Source organism: Mycobacterium sp. 29Ha, assembly GCF_032883055.1.
In the GTDB taxonomy this organism is placed as follows: domain Bacteria; phylum Actinomycetota; class Actinomycetes; order Mycobacteriales; family Mycobacteriaceae; genus Mycobacterium; species Mycobacterium gallinarum.
Genome location: NZ_JAMQTI010000011.1, coordinates 37034 through 55950, shown reverse-complemented (window position 1 = coordinate 55950; position 18917 = coordinate 37034). Strand labels below are relative to the sequence as shown.

The 18917-nt window shown below is 67.6% G+C and carries 17 protein-coding genes; 9 read left to right on the top strand and 8 right to left on the bottom strand.

Translation table 11 applies throughout. From position 1 onward, the window contains the following. Positions 1–9: 9 nt before the first annotated feature. From M1248_RS15905 to M1248_RS15880, 6 genes are all read right to left on the bottom strand, one after another. The gene (locus M1248_RS15905) at positions 10–711 is read right to left on the bottom strand and encodes a haloacid dehalogenase type II (protein ID WP_317149007.1); all 702 of its coding nucleotides are present in this window, start codon (positions 709–711) and stop codon (positions 10–12) included. Further along, complete coding sequence (locus tag M1248_RS15900; RefSeq protein ID WP_317149006.1) at positions 711–1679, bottom strand: NADPH:quinone oxidoreductase family protein; 969 nt, start codon at positions 1677–1679, stop codon at positions 711–713. Before M1248_RS15900 ends, M1248_RS15905 begins: the two co-directional genes overlap by 1 nt. 3 nt (positions 1680–1682) lie before the next feature. Then, positions 1683–2546: an SDR family oxidoreductase gene (locus M1248_RS15895; RefSeq protein WP_163733330.1), complete on the bottom strand. Its 864-nt coding sequence runs from the start codon at positions 2544–2546 to the stop codon at positions 1683–1685. A 12-nt stretch (positions 2547–2558) separates the two neighbouring features. Further along, the gene (locus M1248_RS15890; RefSeq protein WP_317149005.1) at positions 2559–3962 is read right to left on the bottom strand and encodes an aldehyde dehydrogenase family protein; all 1404 of its coding nucleotides are present in this window, start codon (positions 3960–3962) and stop codon (positions 2559–2561) included. Between the two features lie 102 nt (positions 3963–4064). Then, complete coding sequence (locus M1248_RS15885) at positions 4065–5030, bottom strand: class I SAM-dependent methyltransferase (RefSeq protein ID WP_317149004.1); 966 nt, start codon at positions 5028–5030, stop codon at positions 4065–4067. A 67-nt stretch (positions 5031–5097) separates the two neighbouring features. After that, a complete protein-coding gene (locus M1248_RS15880) occupies positions 5098–5736 on the bottom strand; it encodes a TetR/AcrR family transcriptional regulator (RefSeq protein ID WP_174262137.1) in 639 nt (212 codons plus the stop codon). Positions 5737–5882: 146 nt separating this feature from the next. On the opposite strand from M1248_RS15880, the gene M1248_RS15875 reads away from it, so the two are divergent. From M1248_RS15875 to M1248_RS15865, 3 genes are read left to right on the top strand one after another with little or no spacing between them, the layout of a single operon-like run. Continuing rightward, a complete protein-coding gene (locus M1248_RS15875; RefSeq protein ID WP_317149003.1) occupies positions 5883–6449 on the top strand; it encodes a TetR/AcrR family transcriptional regulator in 567 nt (188 codons plus the stop codon). Beyond that, positions 6442–6969, top strand: a complete 528-nt coding sequence (locus M1248_RS15870; RefSeq protein WP_317149002.1) for a hypothetical protein — start codon at positions 6442–6444, stop codon at positions 6967–6969. The genes M1248_RS15875 and M1248_RS15870 overlap by 8 nt, the downstream gene beginning before the upstream one ends. A gap of 1 nt (position 6970) precedes the next feature. Then, a complete protein-coding gene (locus M1248_RS15865; RefSeq protein ID WP_317149001.1) occupies positions 6971–9133 on the top strand; it encodes an FUSC family protein in 2163 nt (720 codons plus the stop codon). On the opposite strand, the gene M1248_RS15860 is transcribed toward M1248_RS15865, so the two are convergent. Both M1248_RS15860 and ptsP read right to left on the bottom strand, forming a co-directional pair. Beyond that, complete coding sequence (locus M1248_RS15860) at positions 9114–10082, bottom strand: pirin family protein (RefSeq protein ID WP_317149000.1); 969 nt, start codon at positions 10080–10082, stop codon at positions 9114–9116. The genes M1248_RS15865 and M1248_RS15860 overlap by 20 nt on opposite strands. A gap of 38 nt (positions 10083–10120) precedes the next feature. Then, positions 10121–11812, bottom strand: coding sequence for a phosphoenolpyruvate--protein phosphotransferase (gene ptsP, locus M1248_RS15855; RefSeq protein WP_317148999.1), 1692 nt, complete (start codon positions 11810–11812; stop codon positions 10121–10123). A gap of 102 nt (positions 11813–11914) precedes the next feature. Here ptsP and M1248_RS15850 point away from each other — a divergent pair, with 102 nt between their 5' ends. The 6 genes from M1248_RS15850 (at position 11915) to eccE (ending at position 18914) form a co-directional block, all read left to right on the top strand. Then, positions 11915–12682, top strand: a complete 768-nt coding sequence (locus tag M1248_RS15850; protein WP_317148998.1) for a DeoR/GlpR family DNA-binding transcription regulator — start codon at positions 11915–11917, stop codon at positions 12680–12682. Then, positions 12679–13665, top strand: coding sequence for a 1-phosphofructokinase family hexose kinase (locus M1248_RS15845; protein WP_317148997.1), 987 nt, complete (start codon positions 12679–12681; stop codon positions 13663–13665). Before M1248_RS15850 ends, M1248_RS15845 begins: the two co-directional genes overlap by 4 nt. After that, on the top strand, positions 13662–15683 hold the full coding sequence (locus M1248_RS15840) for a fructose-specific PTS transporter subunit EIIC (RefSeq protein ID WP_317148996.1): 2022 nt from the start codon (positions 13662–13664) through the stop codon (positions 15681–15683). Before M1248_RS15845 ends, M1248_RS15840 begins: the two co-directional genes overlap by 4 nt. A gap of 25 nt (positions 15684–15708) precedes the next feature. Then, positions 15709–15966 (top strand): HPr family phosphocarrier protein, encoded by a 258-nt coding sequence (locus M1248_RS15835; protein ID WP_083128296.1) that lies wholly within the window; start codon positions 15709–15711, stop codon positions 15964–15966. Between the two features lie 207 nt (positions 15967–16173). Beyond that, positions 16174–17520 (top strand): type VII secretion-associated serine protease mycosin, encoded by a 1347-nt coding sequence (gene mycP, locus M1248_RS15830; RefSeq protein WP_163733296.1) that lies wholly within the window; start codon positions 16174–16176, stop codon positions 17518–17520. Continuing rightward, the gene (eccE, locus tag M1248_RS15825) at positions 17517–18914 is read left to right on the top strand and encodes a type VII secretion protein EccE (protein ID WP_317148995.1); all 1398 of its coding nucleotides are present in this window, start codon (positions 17517–17519) and stop codon (positions 18912–18914) included. The genes mycP and eccE overlap by 4 nt, the downstream gene beginning before the upstream one ends. Positions 18915–18917: the final 3 nt, after the last annotated feature.

Here is an 18917-nt window from a genome sequence, read left to right as displayed (position 1 = left end):
CCGCGGTGATCAGGTGTCGAGTTGGTCGGCGAGGTCGAGAAAATCCGTTGCCGTGAAGTCGAATTCACCGTCGGTGACCTTGTGTGCTCGCTGGTTGGGACCGTATTCGAGCGGACGGGTGACGTAGGCGGTCATCAGCCCCGCGTCGCGCGCGGCCCGCAGGTCGCCGGGATGCGCTGCGACCAGCATCAGCTCACCGGGAGCAACGTCGAGTAGGCCGGCGCAACCGAGGTATGCCTCGGGATCGGGTTTGTAGTGACGGAACAACTCGGCGGAGATCACGCAGTCCCACGGCAGCCCCGCGCGCTTGGCCATGTTGGTCAGCAGCGACATGTTGCCGTTCGACAGCGTCGTGATGACGAAGCGTTCCTTCAGCCGAGTGAGGCCCGCGACGCTGTCGGGCCACGGGTCCAGCCGGTGCCACGCGCGGTTGAGATGGTCGACGTCGGCATCGCTGACCGAGGTGATGCCCGCCTCACGCAGTAGCTCGTCGAGGATCATCCGGTGCAGGACGTCGATCTTGGTCCACGGCAGCTCGCCGCGGCGCACCCGATCCATCGCGGGCAAATAGCCTTTGCGCCAACCGTCGGCCATGGCAGCCCAATCTGCCTGTACGCCATGGCTTTCGCCGAATGTCTCGAGCTCGGCGATGATGCTCGAACGCCAGTCGACGACGGTGCCGAACGTGTCGAACGCCAACGCCTTCGGCATCACGGTTCCAGCACGACCTTGCCGAGCACACCGCCGTCGGCCAGGCTCTGCAGTGCCTCGGCGCCGTTGGCCAACGGGAATCGCACCGGCGGCGGAGGTCGCAGACCGGCCCGGACCAGCTCGGCCACGCCGAACTCGAAGAGCGACTGCGCGCCCGGGGTGCGGTTGACGTACTCGCCGTATCCCACGCCGATGACCGAGACGTTGCGCAACAGCAGCCGGTTCACCTTGACCATGGGAATCCCACCGCCCGAGGCGAATCCGAGTACCAGGAGCCTGCCCTCGGTGGCCAGCGCGCGGATCGCGTCGTCGAACACCTCACCGCCGACCGGATCGACCACCAGGTCGACACCGCGGCCGTCGGTATGGTCCTTGACCGTCTGCAACCACCCATCGGTCAGCGGCAGCACCACGTCGGCGCCCAGTGACTTCACGAACTCGGTGCCGTGTGGCCGGTGCACCATCGCAATCACCTTGGCGCCCAGCGCCTTCGCCACCTGGACGGCGGCCGTGCCCACACCACCGGCCGATCCGAGGACCAGCACTGTTTCGCCGGCCCGCAGGGCTCCGCGTTTGGCGAGCGCGAAGTACATCGTCTGGTAATTGCCCAGGAGCGCAACGGCTTCAGCATCATCGAGATCGTCGGGGGTCGGCCGCAGGTTGGCGGGCGGCACGGCGACGCGTTGCGCCCAGGCACCCAACATCGTCAGCGCGGTCACCCGCTGGCCGGGCTTGAACTCCGATTCGTACGGCGCGGACACCACTACCCCCGCCGCCTCCATCCCGGGAATGAACGGAGGCTCCAGCCGCAGCTGGTACTCGCCGCGCAGCAGTAGCAGGTCGGGGAAGCTCACGCCGGCAGCACCGACGTCGACGACCACGACCTCGTCACTGGGGACAACCTCGTCTACGTCTACGTAGGCCAACCCCGATGGACCGGAAAGATTTTGCGCGACAAGCGCCTTCACTTTCTAGCCGAGTGAGAACGTGGCGCGCTGCGCCGCCGACAGATCGGTGATCTCGCTCCACTTACCGGCCACGTCTTCGACCGAAGGCACCTCGGAGAACGTCACGCCCTCGTTCTGGAACAGCGCTGCCCGTTGCACTTTGCCGCCGCCGACGATGAACACCGATGCGGTCTCGGGCAGTTCCTCTGTGCACAGGTACGCGACCACCGGGGCGACGTACTCGGGGGTGAGCTTCTCGAAGACCTCGGGCGGCAGGATGTCCTGGGTCATCCGGGTGGCCGCGATGGGCGCCACGGCGTTCGTCTTGATGTTGTACTTCGCGCCCTCCTGGGCCAGCGTGTTGATCAGCCCGACGAGGCCGAGCTTGGCCGCACCGTAGTTGGCCTGACCGAAGTTGCCGAAGAGCCCGCTGGTCGAGGTGGCCACGACGACGCGGCCAAAGTTGTTCTCGCGGAAGTGCGGCCATGCCGCGCGGATCACGTTGTAGCCGCCGTAGAGGTGCACCTTGAGCACGGCGTCCCAGTTCGCGAACTCCATCTTGTGGAACGTGCCGTCGCGCAGGATGCCCGCGTTGCTCACCACACCGTCGACCTTGCCGAACTCGTCGATCGCGGTCTTGATGATGTTCTCGGCGCCCTCTTGTTCGGCCACCGAGTCGTAGTTCGCCACGGCGCGCCCGCCCGCGTCCTTGATCTCCTTGACGACCTCGTCGGCCATGTTGTGGCCGGCGCCGGTGCCGTCACGCGAACCGCCGAGATCGTTGACGACGACGCTGGCGCCCTCCCTGGCAAGGGTCAACGCATATTCTCGCCCGAGCCCGCCTCCGGCACCGGTGACGACGATGACACGATCCTGCACTCCTGGCATGGGGTTCCTTTCTCAGAACAACCGTTTCGCGAGCTTCAAAGCCTTCTCTGTATACGGGGGGTAGATGAACGCGCCGACATCGGGTCGGGTCGGCTTGGTCATCACGGTCTTCTTGTGGCTGAACTGCTCGAAGCCGAACTTGCCGTGATAGGCGCCCATACCCGACGGGCCGACACCACCGAACGGGAGCTTGTTGGTGGCGAAATGGAACAGCAGGTGGTTGACCACCATGCCGCCGGCCGCGACCTCTTTGATCACCCGTTCGCGAATGCTCTTGGTCTTCGTGAACAGGTAAGCGGCCAGCGGCTTAGGCCGGGAATTCACGAAACTGATTGCGTCGTCGAGGGATTGCACGGTCATGATCGGCAGGATCGGGCCGAAGATCTCGTCGGTCATCAGTGATTCGGCGGGGTCGGGGTCGACCACAACGGTGGGCTGGATCTTGATCGTCGACGCGTCCGAACCCCCGCCCGCGACGACAGTGCCCTTGGTGGCCGCCAGCGATGCGGTGAGCCGGGCGAAGTGGCGCTCATTCACGATGCGCTTACCGCCGGGGTTGTCCGCCTCGAATGTCGCGACGGCGTCCTTGATCTTGTCGACGAGCTCGTCGCGGATCTTGGCGTCGGCGAGCACGTAGTCCGGCGCGATGCAGATCTGACCTGAGTTGATCAGCTTGGTCCAGGCGATGCGCTTGGCGGCGACCTCGATGTCCGCATCAGCGGCCACGATCACCGGGCTCTTTCCCCCGAGCTCGAGGGTGACCGGTGTCAGATGGGGTGCGGCGGCCTCATAGACCTTGCGGCCGATCTCGGTGCCGCCGGTGAAGCAGATGTGGTCGAAGCCCTGCGCGATGAGTTCCTGGCTGCAGCCGGCGTCGCCCTCGATGACGGCGATCGCGTCATTGTCGAGATACCGCGGCACCAGCTCGGCCATCAGGGCCGACGACGCCGGGCACACCTCGGACGGTTTCATGAGCACGGTATTGCCCGCTGCGATGGCGCCGACGGCGGGGCCGAGCGTCAGGACGAACGGGAAGTTCCACGCGCCGATGACCAGGACGGTGCCGTACGGCTCGTATTCAACCCAGCCGCGGCCGGGCAGCTGCGACATCTCCAGCAGCCGGTACTTGCGGCGCATCCACTTCTTGACGTTCTTCGCCGCATCCTTGGCCTCGCCCGCCGTGCTGGCGATATCGGCCAGCCAGGCTTCGAACGGGCCTCGGCCCAGGTCTTTGTCGAGGGCCTCCATGATGGCGCCCTCGTTGTCGTTCATCATTTTCTCCAGCGCCAGCAGCTGCTGCTTGCGCCACTCGACGCTGCGGGTCCGGCCGGACGCGAACGTCTCCCGCAGCTTGCGGACGGTGCCGGGGATGTCTGGGGTGGCCTTGGCCTCAGCGGCGGCGAATTCGGTGGTCATGGTGGGTGTCCTTCCTGACCCTGGGAACACCCGATACTAACCAACCGGTTGGGCAGCGCTGAAGGGGCAACTTTCTGCCCCTCCCGTCCTCCGTTCGGGCCGTCAGCCCGACTTCTCGCCGGTGACGAACGACGAGAAGGCGTCTTCATCGGATTGCTCGGGCGGCAACACCCACCGGTCGAGCCGGCGCATCTCGTCGGCAGAGGTCACAGAAGACGCCTGCCATCCATGCGCGCTGAGCCACTCGGCCACGTCAGCGCGGTCGGGGTCGTTGTACATCAGCTCGGCGACGTCGGGCGCGTCCTGCATCCCGAACTGCGCGGCGATGCGATCGAACTTCTCCCGGAACTCGGCCCGCCGGTCGTCGGATCGGTGGCCGACGGTCTCTGCGGCCACGCGGCTGTCAGGGGCACTGAGCGCGGTGATCTGCTCGAACAACCGGTCCTGGGCTTGCGCAGGCAGGTACATCAACAGGCCCTCGGCCAGCCATGCGGTCGGAGCATCGGCATCGAACCCGGCTTCGCGCAAGGCATTCGGCCAATCCAGCCGAAGGTCGATGGCCACCGCATTGCGCTTGGCCGACGGCAGCACGCCGTGCTCAGCCATTCTCGCGGCCTTGTACTCGAGGACCTTGGGCTGGTCGATCTCGTAGACGACGGTGTCGGCCGGCCAGTCCAGCCGGTAGGCCCGCGAGTCCAGGCCCGACGCCAGGATCACGACCTGGCGGATGCCTGCGGTCGCGGCGTCTGTGGAATCGCCACCTCCGGTGGCGGAAGCGAAGAACGCATCGAAGAAGTGGGTGCGCACGGCCTGGTAGTTGCCCATGTGCTCGAAGATCGCGCCGACCTCGGCATCGGCCTCGGCGACCTTTGCGGCGAACTCCTCGCTGCGCACGATGTCCCATACGCCCGGGCCGACGCCGGCGACCAGCATCTCGGCATAGGGATCGCGGATCAGAGGATCGGCCTTGGCGGTCTCACCGGCTCGGGCCGCCGCCACCATGACTGCCGTCGACCCGACGCTGGTCGCGATATCCCAGGTGTCGTCGTGCGTGCGCAATGAGCCCATGGCGCCATGCTAGCCAGATACAGACAAACAGTTAGCCGAGCTATACGAACTGTGGGAGATGCAACACTCAGTCGCTCAGTTGCCAGAGCTTGTTGGCGAGCAGCAGCTCGAACTTCTTCACGACCCCGGAGAGCTCGTCGTGACCGCCGACAAAACCCGCGTAGAACCCGATACCCCACATCATCGCGACCAGCATCTCGACGAGGTCGCTGACGTCCGTGTCGGTAGTGAGCTCACCTGTCTTGATTGCGTCGTCGACCGCCCACGCGATGAACTCGCGTGAATTGCGCAACGAATCGTGCTCGTCGCCGCTCAGTTCCGGATGCCGCTGCGACTCCAGCACCGAGGTCACGAGAAAGGCTGCCGCCGAACGGTCTTCGGAATCGGCCTGGATCGCCGCGGTGAAGAACGCGGACAACCGATTCAGCAGGTTCGTTTCGGACTTCGCGCGCGCCTGGCCCGCGCTAACTACGAGCGCATCTGTTTGCTCGACAACCTGGGCCCACAGCACCCGCTTACTCGCGAAGTAGTGGTTGATCGCCGGACGGGTCAAACCCGCGCGGATGGCGATCGCCTGAAACGTGGCGGCGTCGTACCCAAGTTCGCTGAAGACCTCGCGCGCGGCTCCTATGATGCGCTCCCGCGTTTCGGCGGCCTTCGCTGCAGGCGGGCGACCCGGACCCCTACTCGCGGTGTGTTGCGGCACAGTCAAATTGTGCCACAGCCCACTGGTGGGACTGCGCGGTATTACCTGCGGGGCTCCCAAGATCGTCATTTCAGCAAAGAAATGGGAGTCGCAACACCGAAGGTCGACGTAGAGATTCGATTGTCCGAGCACTAGGGTGCCGTCCCATGGCCAGCGTCGTTTCTCGGAAGGCCTACTTCGAGACCGGTCTCGATGTGCTGTCCGATCTCGGCTATGGGGGGCTCAAGCTTGCAGAGGTCTGTCACCGTCTCGGTGTCACGACCGGTTCCTTCTACCACTACTTCACCAATTGGCCGACCTACACCAAGGAACTGGTCGCGCACTGGGTGCAGGAGCGGACCGTGCTGGTCATTCAGGCGGTGCGCGGCGAGACGGACCCGCGCCGTCGCATCGACACCCTGATCGAGGTCGCACTGGGCCTGCCCCACGGCGCGGAGGCGGCGATTCGGGTGTGGAGTTCCCTGGATCCGCACGTGCGCGAGGTGCAGGCCATGGTCGACCGGCAGCGATTCGAGATCATGTACTCCTCGGCGTTAGAGATCCTGCAGATCAAACGGCAAGCGGAGGTCTTCGCCGCATGGTCGGTGTATGTGCTCGTCGGTTACGAACAGTCCGCCCTGCCCCCCGACCCGGATGCATTGGCGTGGATCGCCGGACAGATTCGCGGCAAGCTCGACAACGACGGGTTCGCATCGGTGCCCGATAGTGACTGACGCAGCACCCGCCACCGAGCCGGTCGAGGTCGAGCACGTCCAGCATGTCCTAGCGATGCTGCGGGAGCGTCTGTACGGGGCGATGTCGTGCCTGGCGACGCTGGCGATTCTGGCGCGGTACAGCGACGAGGAAACCAGCGCCTTGGCAAGGATTCTCGACGTCGCGGTGGCCACCGGCGGTCTGTGGGCCGCCAGCCTGCTGTCGCACTTCGTGGCGCAGATGGCGGTGTTCGGTAAGGCACCTCGCGGGCGGCACTGGATCCAGCTACTTCAGGCGTCAGGTCAGATTCTTTGGGCCGCCGTTCCCCCGGTGATCGTCTTGCTGCTCGCGGTGTTCGACATCCTCGACACCGACACCGCGATGTGGATCGGAATGTGGACGCTGGTGGGCGAGCTGGGTGTCATCGCGTTTCTCGCGATGCGACGCACCCGGTTGCCGGGGTGGCAGCAGGCGATATCGGTCGCCGGTCTCGTCGGCCTCGGGCTGCTCGTCGTCGGCATCAAGACGCTTGCCCACTGACATGACGAACCTGTGGCGTCGCGCGGTCGACCGGCTTCGGCAGCGCGATCCCGAGTTCGACGCGCTGCGGCGTGCCGTGCGCGCGGCGCTCGTGTTGCCGGTTGCGGCGGCGGTCGGGTTCGCGGTCGGCGATTCGCAGACAGCGCTGTTCAGCATCTTCGGCTCGGTGGCACTGCTCATCATGGTGGACTTCCCCGGAAACCGTCCGGCCCGGGCACTCGCCTACTTCGGGCTCGGCCTCAACGGCTTCGTCCTGATCACCCTCGGGACGCTGGTGGCCGACCATCCGTGGATCAGTGTCGCAGTGATGTTCGTCCTCGGTGTGGTGGTGACGTTTTCCGGTGTGCTCAGCGAGATCGTCGCCGCCGGCCAGCGGGCCACCCTTCTGACGTTCGTACTGCCCGCCTGCACACCGGTCGGCCCGATCGGCGATCGTCTGCTCGGTTGGGTCGTCGCGCTGGCGGTGTGCGTGCCCGCCGCCCTGTTCCTCCTCCCGCCGCGCCATCACGACGAGTTGCGCCGTCATTCGGCACTGGTGTGCACCCGGCTGGCCGACACCTTGGAGGGCAGCGGAAGCGCCAAAGACGCGACCCGAGCGATGAATTCGCTGTGGGAGAGCTTCCTGGGCGCCGACTTCCGGCCGGTCGGGCTCACCGCGGGCAGCCGGGCGCTGGTGCGGGTCGTCGACGACCTCGGCTTCCTGGCGGACCGCATCACCGACGACACCGGCCGCCAACTCGGTGACCTCAAGCCACCGTTGGTCCGCGTGCTGCGGGATTGCGCTGCCGTACTCAGTGTTCCCGAACCCTCGGCTCGCGCGGCCCGAGGCACGGATCTCAACTCCGCACTGGCCGAACTGCGATCGATCGCGCAGGGCCGCTATCGCGAGGACATCCTCGAGATACTCGGAGTGCCCGACGACGCGGCCGCCGTGGATGTCGGGCGAAAGCTGTTGGGGCGACGCACCTTCTCGGCCACCGTCGGTGTGACCGGCCGAATCATCCGCAACGCCGCCGAGGCCGACGCGCGTCCGGTCTGGGCGCGGGTCCTCGGCCGACGCCTGCCGCCGACGGGAACCGCCGACTGGGTGATGCCGGAGACGGCGGCGGTGGCGGCGATCACCAAGGGACTGGTCGCCACCAGGGCGGTGGTGCTGCGCAGCAGTCTGCGTACCGGTCTCGGCCTGGCCCTTGCTGTCGCCGTCACCCAGGTGTTCCCACTGCAGAACGGCTTCTGGGTCGTGTTGGGCGCCATGTCGGTGCTGCGCAGCAGTGCGCTGTCGACCGGCACGCGCGTCGTGCGTGCGGTCGCGGGGACCACGCTCGGCTTCCTCCTGGGTGTGGTCGTCATCGAACTGGTCGGGGTCGACCCGATCGTCATGTGGGTCCTGCTGCCGGTGGTGGCGTTCGGTTCGGCTTTCGTGCCCGAGGTCGCGTCGTTCATCGCCGGTCAGGCGGCGTTCACCATGATGGTGCTGATCATCTTCAACCTGATCAGGCCGACGGGGTGGAGCGTCGGGCTGATCCGCATCCAGGACGTCATCATCGGCGCCGGAGTGGGCATCGTCGTTTCGGTCCTGCTGTGGCCGCGCGGCGTGCGCACCCGGGTGTCGAAGGTCATCGACGCGTCCTTCGCCGTCGGCGCGTCGTTTCTCACGGCGGCGGTACTGCGGGTCACCCGCGGTGCGTCCGAGGAGGCCACCGACAAGGTGATCGCGCTCAGTCACGACGCCCTCGAGGCTTCACGCACCGTGGACGACGCTGTGCGACAGTATCTTTCGGAGAGCGGCGGGGCCGCCGACGTCCGGGCTCCGATCGTACGGCGGGCCAACCGCGCGGTCCGGTTGCGCGCTGCCGCCGAATTGATCGCCGACGTCGTCCCACCACCGCACGGTGTGTACCCGCGTACCCGCGCAGTGCTCGAGAGTCACACCAAAGCGGTGTGCCGTCACGTCACCGGCGGTTCAGCCGGGACGGCGCTGGACCCGATCAGCGACGACTTGGTGATCGCGCTGCGCGCCGACGCCTCCGACGACGAATTGGCGGTTGCGGCGGCGCTGCCGTTGGTGACCGCCGCCGCGCACATCGGGGAGCTGGAGCTCCTCTATCCGAGAAGCGATTCCAGCGACCACGACGATCTCGGCGTCAAACCCGGTGCGGCATGAGTGCGTCCGGCGGGATGGCGCCGAACTTGCCGTTGTTGTAATCCTCGAGCGCCTCGATGAGTTCCGTCTTGGTGTTCATCACGAACGGTCCGTACTGGAACACCGGCTCCCGGATCGGCTTGCCGCCGAGCAGCAGAACCTCGAGTGCGGGGCGGTGCGCATCTTGGCCCGCGTCGGCGCTAACGGTGATCCGGTCGCCCGGCCCGAGCACGGCCAACTGGCCCTGGTGAATGGGATGACCGACCGGTCCGACCGCGCCGCGTCCCGAGAGCACATAGACGAGCGCGTTGAAGTCGCGGTTCCACGGGAGGTTCAACCTGGCTCCCGGCTGGATCGTGCTGTGCGCCATGGTGATCGGAGTGTGCGTGGCGCCGGGGCCCTGATGTTCAGCGATATCGCCCGCGATGAGGCGGACCAGGGCCCCACCGTCATCGGAGGACAGCAGTTTGGCCTGGGTCCCCTCGATGGCCTGATACCTGGGCGTGGCGAACTTGTCCTCGCGCGGCAGATTCACCCATAGCTGGATGCCGTGGAACAGGCCGCCGCTCTCGACCAGTTCGGCCGGCGGCGTCTCGATGTGCAGGATTCCCGACCCCGCGGTCATCCACTGCGTGGCACCGTCGGTGATCAATCCGCCGCCGCCATGCGAATCCTGGTGGGCGAAGCGACCGTCCAGCATGTAGGTGACGGTCTCGAACCCGCGGTGCGGATGCCAATCGGTGCCTCTGGGCTCGCCCGGCTCGTACTCCACCTCGCCCATCTGGTCCATGTGGACGAATGGATCGAGGTCGGCGCTGTTGACGCCGGCGAACGCCCGCACGACAGGGAAACCCTCACCTTCGTAGCCGCGTGGACCGGTGGTGACCGACCGGACGGGACGTTCGGTGTCGGACGGTTCGGCCGCGGCGATCCGCGGCAGTGTCAGGGTGTCAGCGGTGATAGCAGGCATGCCACGACTAACCGGACCGTAGTCCGGATTATTCCGTGTTATTCCAGAGCGCTCAGCGCCGCTGCCCGCGCTTGCGCCGCGGTGCTCGCCGCGAGCACGGCGTCGGCCGCGTCGCGGCACTGCTGCAGTGACACCTGAGCGAGTTTGGCGCCCACACCCTGTACGGCCGCGGCGGCGGCCGACAACGACGTCACACCCAAGCCCGCGAGCACGCAGGCGAGCAGGGGATCCGCGGCGGCTTCCCCGCACACACCGACAGGCTTGCCCACCGAGGCGCCCGCCCTCGCCGCCATGGCCACCAGGGTCAGCACCGCGGGCTGCCACGGGTCGGTGAGCGCAGCGAGTTCGGCCGACATACGGTCGGCGGCCATCGTGTACTGCGCCAGATCGTTGGTGCCGATCGACAGGAAGTCCACGTGTTCGAGAATGCGGTCGGCCAGCAGTGCGGCAGCCGGCACCTCGATCATCACGCCCGGTGTCAACCCGTGCGAACGGACCTGCGCGGCAAAGTGTTCGGCCTCCTGTGCCGTCGCGATCATCGGTGCCATCACCCACGGCGGGTTGCCGGTGCGCTTGGCAGCGGCGGCAATGGCCTCGAGTTGACGGTCCAGCAGCGCCGGGTTGATGCCCGCGACGCGGATGCCGCGCACACCGAGCGCGGGGTTGGCCTCGTTGGGATGTTCGGCGAACTTCAGCGGCTTGTCCGAACCCGCGTCCAGTGTCCTGACCACCACCTTGTGCCCGGCGAATGCGTCGAGCACCTCGGCGTAGATGTCGGTCTGCTCATCGACGGTCGGCTCGGTTTCCCGATTGAGGAAGCACAGTTCGGTGCGGAACAACCCGATGCCCTCCGCCGCGGTGTCCCTGGCGGCCCGCGCGGCGGCGCCGTCCTGCACGTTGGCAAGGACCGCGACCGCGTGACCGTCGGAGGTGGCACCGGGTCCGGACCAGCCCGCGGCGCGTTCGGCGTCTTGCCGCGCCGCCTCGACCGCCTGGTCCGCGGACGCTGAGTCCGGCGTGACGATGACGGTCCCCGCGGTGCCGTCGACGAGCACCATCGTTCCGGCCTCGACGGCGTCCAGGCCCTCGACGGCGACGACGCACGGGATACCGAGCTGGCGCGCGATGATCGCCGTGTGGCTGGTGGGCCCACCCAGGGTCGTGGCCAGCGCGACGACGAGCGTCGGGTCCAGACCTGCGGTGTCGGCCGGGGCGAGGTCGTCGGCGCAGAGGATCGACGGCGCCGCGGGCATCGGCACGCCCGGTTCGGGCAATCCGTTCAGTTCTGCGATCACGCGGTCGCGGATGTCGCGCAGGTCTGTCACCCGTTCGGCCATGAGCCCGCCGAGTTTGGTGAACATCTCGGCGAACTGGTCCACCGCGCCGATCACCGCGCGTACCGCGGGCGCGCCGGTGGCGATGCGCTTCTCGGCGGCGGCCAGCCATGCTCGGTCCTGCGCCAGGGTCGCGGTGGCGGCCAGCACCTCCGAGGCGGCGCCGGTCGCATGGGCCGCGCGGTCACGCAGCCGGGTCGCGACCGCCGATGCGGCGGCGGCGAAACGGGCGGCCTCCGCGGGACGGTCCGGTTCGGCCACATCGCCCGCGTCGTCGATGGACGTGGGCAGCCGACCCGGCCGGATCACCGGTGCGTAGGCCACGCCGGGCACCACCGGGACGCCACGAAGGGCCGTGCCGGGCAACAGTGACGTGTTCGTGGATGAAGCGGTCATGTGAACCAGATTACAAGAAATGGTTGACAAGTCAACACAAACAGTAGTAAAACCAATTAAATCAACATTCAGAAGCACGGATACCCACACATACGGAGCGCCATGTACGCCGAAGAGCGTCAGCAAGCGATCGCCTCGCTGGTGATTGCCAACGGCCGCGCCTCGGTCGCCGAACTGGCGCAGGCCCACGACGTCACCACCGAGACGGTGCGGCGTGACCTCGCCGCACTCGAGAGGGCCGGGGTCCTGCGGCGCGTGCACGGCGGCGCGGTTCCGGTGCGCGCTCTGCATCTCGTCGAGGCCGGCGTGGGCGAACGAGAGGCCACCCGAGCCGAACACAAGGACGCCATCGCGGCCGCCGCCGCCGAACTCCTCCCCCAAGACGGCTCCACCGTCCTGCTGGACGCGGGCACCACCACTGCGCGCATCGCCGCCCACCTGCCCACCGATCGCGAACTGGTCGTGGTGACCAACTCGATACCCGTCGCCGCGCGCCTGGCCGCCATGCCCTCGGTCTCGCTGCAACTGCTCGGCGGCAGGGTGCGCGGTGTCACGCAGGCCGCGGTCGGCGAACAGACGCTGCGAGTACTGGACACGCTCCGCGTGGACATGGCGTTCATCGGGACCAACGGCATCAGCGTCCGGCACGGTCTGTCCACGCCGGACAGCGACGAGGCCGCGGTGAAGCGCGCGATGGTGACCGCAGCGAATTATGTAGTGGCGGTGGCGGACTCCTCCAAGATCGGCCGCGAAGACTTCGTCAGTTTCGCGCCGCTGTCCAGTGTCGACACCCTGATCACCGACGCTGAGATCACCGGCGCTGATCGCGCACAGCTCACCGACCACGGCGTCGAGGTGGTGGTCGCATGATCGTCACCGTCACGCCCAACCCGAGCATCGACCGCACCGTCACCCTCACCACACCGCTGACGCGCGGCAGTGTGCACCGGGTCACCTCGGTCACCACCGAAGCGGGCGGCAAGGGCGTCAACGTCGCGCGTGCGTTGACGGCGGCCAGTGTCGAGGCGGTCGCGCTTCTTCCCGCGCCCGCGGCGGATCCGTTGATCACCGCTCTGCACAACGCCGCGGTGCCGTTTCGTTGTGTACCGACGGAGATGCCGGTGCGGACCAACCTCACGATCACCGAACTCGACGGAACGACAACCAAACTCAACGAACCGGGTGCTGCGCTGGACGCGGCCACCGTCGGCATCCTCACCCAGTCTGTGGTCGCCGCGGCGGAATCCGCATCGTGGGTGGTGTTGTCGGGTTCACTGCCGCCCGGTGTCCCCGACGATTGGTATGCCGACGTCGTGGCGCGCCTCGCCACCTTCGGCTGCCGGGTCGCCGTCGACACCTCCGAGGCTCCGCTGACGGCCCTCGTCCAGTCGTTCGACGTGGCCGCTCCCAACCTCATCAAACCCAACGCCGAGGAACTCGCCAGTGTGCTGGGCCTCTCGCCTATGGCACTGGAAGCCGCTGTCGCCCAGTGCGATCCGGAACCGGTGATATCCGCAGCCCGACGGTTGATCGATCGGGGCGTCGGCGCGGTGCTCGCCACCCTCGGCGCCGCGGGCGCCGTCCTCGTCGACGACAACGGCGGCTGGTTCGCCACCCCGCCGCCGATCACCCCGCGCAGCACCGTCGGCGCCGGTGATGCCGCCCTCGCCGGATACGTCCGCGCCGAAGTCGGTGGCGCGACACCGCCGGAGCGCCTGCGGATGGCCGTCGCCTACGGCAGCGCCGCGGCCGCTCTACCCGGCTCGGCTCAGCCACGGCCCGCCGATCTCGACCTCGATGCCGTCCACGTGACACCAGTAGCCCCCGCCAACGAACCGAAGGTAATGCCATGACCGACGTCTCGATCATCAACACCGACCTGGTCCTGCTCGATGCCGACGCAGGAGAAGACAAGCAGTCGGTGATACGCAGGCTCGTCCAGCGCCTCGCCGATTCCGGGCGCTCCACGGACGCCGACGGCCTCTTCGCCGCGGCGATGGCGCGTGAGGAGCAGTCGGCCACCGGCCTGCCCGGTGGTATCGCGATCCCGCACTGCCGCTCACCGCACGTCGACACCGCTTCGATCGGTTTCGCGCGGCTGAACCCGCCCGTCGATTTCGGCGCGCCGGACGGACCCGCCGACCTGGCGTTCCTGATCGCCGCCCCGGAGTCCGGCGGTGCCGAGCACATGAAGCTGCTGTCCAGCCTCGCCCGCGCACTGGTGCGCAAGGACTTCGTGGAGTCGTTGCGGCAAGCATCCACCCCCGACGAGGTGGTCACGCTCGTCGACGGTGTGCTGAACCCCGAAAAGCCATCTCCTGCAAAAGAATCCGCTCCCACGCAAGCCAGGACGCTGCTCGCGGTGACCGCCTGCCCCACCGGTATCGCGCATACCTACATGGCCGCCGACTCGCTGGTCGCGGCGGCCAAGAAGGCCGGCGCCACGCTGCACGTCGAGACGCAGGGCTCCTCCGGCAGCACCCCGCTGGACGCGGAGACGATCGCGGCGGCCGACGCCGTCATCTTCGCCACCGATGTCGGCGTCAAGGACAAGCAGCGCTTCGCCGGTAAGCCCGTCGTCGCCTCCGGGGTGAAGCGGGCGATCAACGAACCAGACAAGATGGTCGCCGAAGCCCTTGCCGCCGCCGACGATCCGAACGCCGCCCGCGTCGAGGGAGGCGCCGGCCCGTCGGCGCCGAGCGGCGCAGCCCGGGCCGGCAACGTCGGCTGGGGCACCCGCACGCGGCAGATCCTGCTCACCGGCGTGAGCTACATGATCCCGTTCGTCGCCGCGGGCGGCCTGCTGATCGCACTCGGATTCCTGCTCGCCGGATACGACATCGCGAACACACCGGACGGGGCCGAACCACTGTCGTTCGGCATGAACTCGCTGGGCAGCCATATCGCCACCGAGAACACCTTGACCAACCTGCCCTCCGGTGGCCTGCTCCAATACCTCGGCGCGGTGCTGTTCACCCTCGGCGGGCTGGCCTTCATGTTCCTGGTGCCCGCGCTGGCCGGCTACATCTCGTTCGCGATCGCCGACCGGCCGGGCATCGCCCCCGGCTTCACCGCGGGCGCGGTCGCCGTGTTCGTCGGCGGCGGCTTCATCGGCGGTATCGTCGGCGGCCTCATCGCCGGCTTCACCGCACTGTGGATCAGCCGGATCGCCGCACCGCGATGGCTGCGGGGTCTGATGCCGGTCGTGATCATCCCGCTGTTCGCCTCACTGGTCGTCGGCCTGCTGATGTTCCTGCTGCTCGGCCGCCCGTTGGCCGCCATCACGTCGGGCCTGACCAACTGGCTCGGCGGCATGACCGGAAGCTCCGTCATCATCCTCGGCGTCATCCTCGGCCTGATGATGTGCTTCGACCTCGGCGGCCCGGTCAACAAGGCGGCCTACGCGTTCGCCACCGCGGGGCTCAACGTCGCCGACCCCGCCTCGTTGCGCATCATGGCCGCGGTGATGGCCGCGGGTATGGTTCCTCCGCTCGCGATGGCGCTGGCCTCGGCGGTCCGGCCCACGCTTTTCACCGAACCGGAGCGGGAAAACGGTCGGGCCGCTTGGCTTCTCGGCGCCTCCTTCATCTCTGAAGGCGCGATCCCGTTCGCCGCGGCCGATCCACTGAGGGTGATCCCGTCGATGATGTTCGGCGGCGCCATCACCGGTGCGTTGATCATGGCGTTCGACGTCACACTGAAGGCTCCGCACGGCGGAATCTTCGTCTTCTTCGCGATCGGGAACCTGCTCTGGTTCCTCGTCGCCCTCGCCGCGGGCACCGTGGCGGGCGCACTCGCCGTCGTCGCCGCCAAGCAGTTCATCAAGCCCAACACGCAAACCGAAGAGGCGCCCGCGCTCGCGGCCGTCTGATTCCACCCACCATTGAAGGAGAACCATGCCCAGCAAGACCGTCATCGTCGGATCGGCCATCGGTCTACACGCCCGCCCCGCAGCGATCATCGCCGAGGAAGTGGTCAAGGCCGGAGTGCCCGTCACGCTCTCGATGGACGGCGGCGAGCCCGTCGACGCAGGATCTGCGCTGATGATCATGACGTTGGGCGCAGGCAACGGCGCTGAGGTGACCGTCGACTGTGACGACGCGGACGTGCTCGCCACCGTCGCGGGATTGGTGCAGCAGGACTTAGACGCCTAGGACGCCTGATCTGAGGTGAGGCCCCTCACGTGCGCTGAGCCAAGATTGCGGACCTGACCCCCTTCGCCGCCCTTTAAGATTGGCTGCGTGCAATCAGGCAGTTCGCTCGGCGAGATGGTTTGTGCTGCCCTGGGGCCCGTAGAGGGTTTGCTGTGGGTGCACCGGCATAATGCCACCTGGTCGAGAATCGGGGGAGGTGCGTAACGAGTGCACCGTATTGGTGTGCTGCTGACGGTGCTGTTGCTGGCACTGATCAGCGCTCCTCCGGCAGCGGCTATCGAGCCCCCCAAGATCGATCCGGCGGCGATGCCACCCGACGCGACGGGGCCCGACCAGCCCATGGAACAACGCCGCGTCTGCTCCGCCCCGACGGCGTTTCCCAACGCGAATTTCGCCGACAAGCCGTGGGCGAACGATTACCTGCGCCTAGCTGAGGCACAGAAGTTCGCCACGGGTGCGGGCATCACCGTCGCGGTCATCGACACCGGGGTCAACGGCTCACCGCGCGTCCCCGCAGAACCCGGCGGCGACTTCGTCGACCAGGCCGGTGACGGGATGTCGGACTGCGATTCCCACGGCACGCTGACGGCATCGATCATCGCAGGCAGGCCGGCGCCGACGGACGGCTTCATCGGGGTCGCGCCCGACGCCCGCATCCTGTCGCTGCGGCAGACCTCGGAAGCCTTCCAAACCGTTGGCGCGCGTACCGACCCCAATGACCCGAACTCGACGCAGACGGCCGGTTCGCTGCGCAGCCTGGCCCGTGCGGTCGTGCACGCGGCCAACCTCGGCGCACAGGTCATCAACATCAGCGAGGCCGCCTGCTACAAGGTGACGAGGCTGATCGACGAGGCGGGGCTGGGCGCCGCGATCAACTACGCGGTCAACGTCAAGGGCGCGGTCATCATCGTCGCGGCGGGCAACACCGGCCAGGACTGCAGCCAGAACCCACCACCCGATCCGTCGATACCCGCGGACCCGCGCGGCTGGAAGCAGGTGCAGACGATCGTCAGCCCAGCGTGGTACTCGCCGCTGGTGCTGACCGTCGGCGGCGTCGCCCCCAACGGTCAACCGAGCACCTTTTCGATGTCCGGACCGTGGGTGGGTGCCGCGGCCCCCGCGGAGAATCTCGTCGCGCTCGGCTACGACGGACGGCCGGTCAACGCGCTGACTGGTCAAGACGGTCCGATTCCGATCAGCGGCACCTCGTTCGCCGCCGCCTACGTGTCCGGGCTGGCCGCGCTGCTCAAACAACGCTTCCCCGTTCTGACGCCCGCTCAGATCATGAACCGGATCACCGCAACCGCACGACATCCGGGCGGAGGCGTCGACAACTACGTCGGTGCCGGCGTCATCGATCCGGTCGCCGCGTTGACGTGGGACGTGCCCGCAGGACCGCAGCAGGTGCCCTATCAGGTCAAGGAAGTCCCGCCACCGGTGAACATTCCGCCGCCGGACCGGGGACCGATCACCGCAGTCGTCGTCATCGGCTTCGGTCTGGCCCTGGCGCTCGGACTCGGCGCCCTTGCCCGGCGCGCGCTGAGGCGCCGATGAGCGGCTTCAGGTCCTTGTTCGGGCTGCGCCTGACAACCGGCCACGCCATCTGGGCGGCGGTGCTGATACCGGCCGTCATCCTCTTGTTCATCCAGCTCGACCTGCTCTGGGTCGGGATCACCCTGGCGGTGATCATCGCTCTCGCAGCGGTTTTGACCATTCGTGGCCGACGGCTCACCGGCTGGATCGCGGCGGTGTTCGCGTGGCGGCGGCGCCACCGCAGAGTTCCCGAGAGGCCGTCCGAACCGGCCGTCGGGGCGACCGTCATGCCCGGAGATCATGTCGCGGTCCGCTGGCAGGACGGCTACCTGATCGCGGCAATGGAACTCGTCCCGCGGCCGTTCACTCCGACGGTGATCGTCAACGGCGAGGCCTTCACCGACGATGTCGTCGACACCCGGCTTGTCGAGCGGCTGCTCGCGGCGCACTGTCCCGATCTCGAAGCCGACGTGGTGTCGGCGGGCTATCGAGTGGGAAAGACCGCGCCGTCGAGCCTGGTGGCGCTGTACGAGCAGGTCGTCGGACCCTACCCGGCCCCGGCCAATCGACGCACCTGGATCGTGCTGAGGGCCGATCCTGAGCACACCCGAAAATCCGCACAGCGGCGCGACTCCGGCGTCTCGGGGCTGGCGCGGTATCTGGTGGCGTCGACCACGCGGATTGCAGATCAGTTGGCCAGCAACGGTATCGATGCCCAGCCCAGCCGCAGCTTCGACGCCTTCGACCGCGCGACCGAGATCAGCTTCGAGCGCGAGACCTGGTCGGCGATCAAGGGACGCAGCACCTTCACCGCCGCGTACACCGCACCCGGCGGTCCCGACGTCTGGTGGTCGGCGCGCGCCGACCACACGATCACGCGGGTCCGCATTCGGCCGGGGGCGGCTCCCACCGCCACCGTGTTGTTGACGACGCTGGCGAATCCGACTACCCCGCGCGGGTTTTCGTGCCTGTTCGGCGGACAGCGGGCCGCGTTGCTCGGCATCAGCCCCGTCAGCGACCGCCACTACGAACTGCCCGTCGGTTCTGCCGGGGTGCTCGTCGGCGAGACCGCCGACCGCTATCCGGTATACATGCCGTTCGACGACATCGACGTGAGCATCAACGTGGGCGACGCTCGATTGTTCACGCAGTTCGTCGTGCGATCGGCTGCCGCAGGAGCGGTCATCACCCTGCTCCCGCAGTTCGCGGAGTTCGCGGCGTCCGTCAACGGCCACATCGGACAGGAGGCCAAGGTCGCGTGGCCGAACGCGACCACATATCTTGGCCCACACCCCGGTATCGGACGAGTTGTGTTGCGCGACAATTTCATCCAGACACCACGCCATCGTCAGCTGCCAATCCGGCTGATCAACCCGCGTGAAGAGAGCCGCTACCAGATGGTGCTGGAGAGCTGAGAA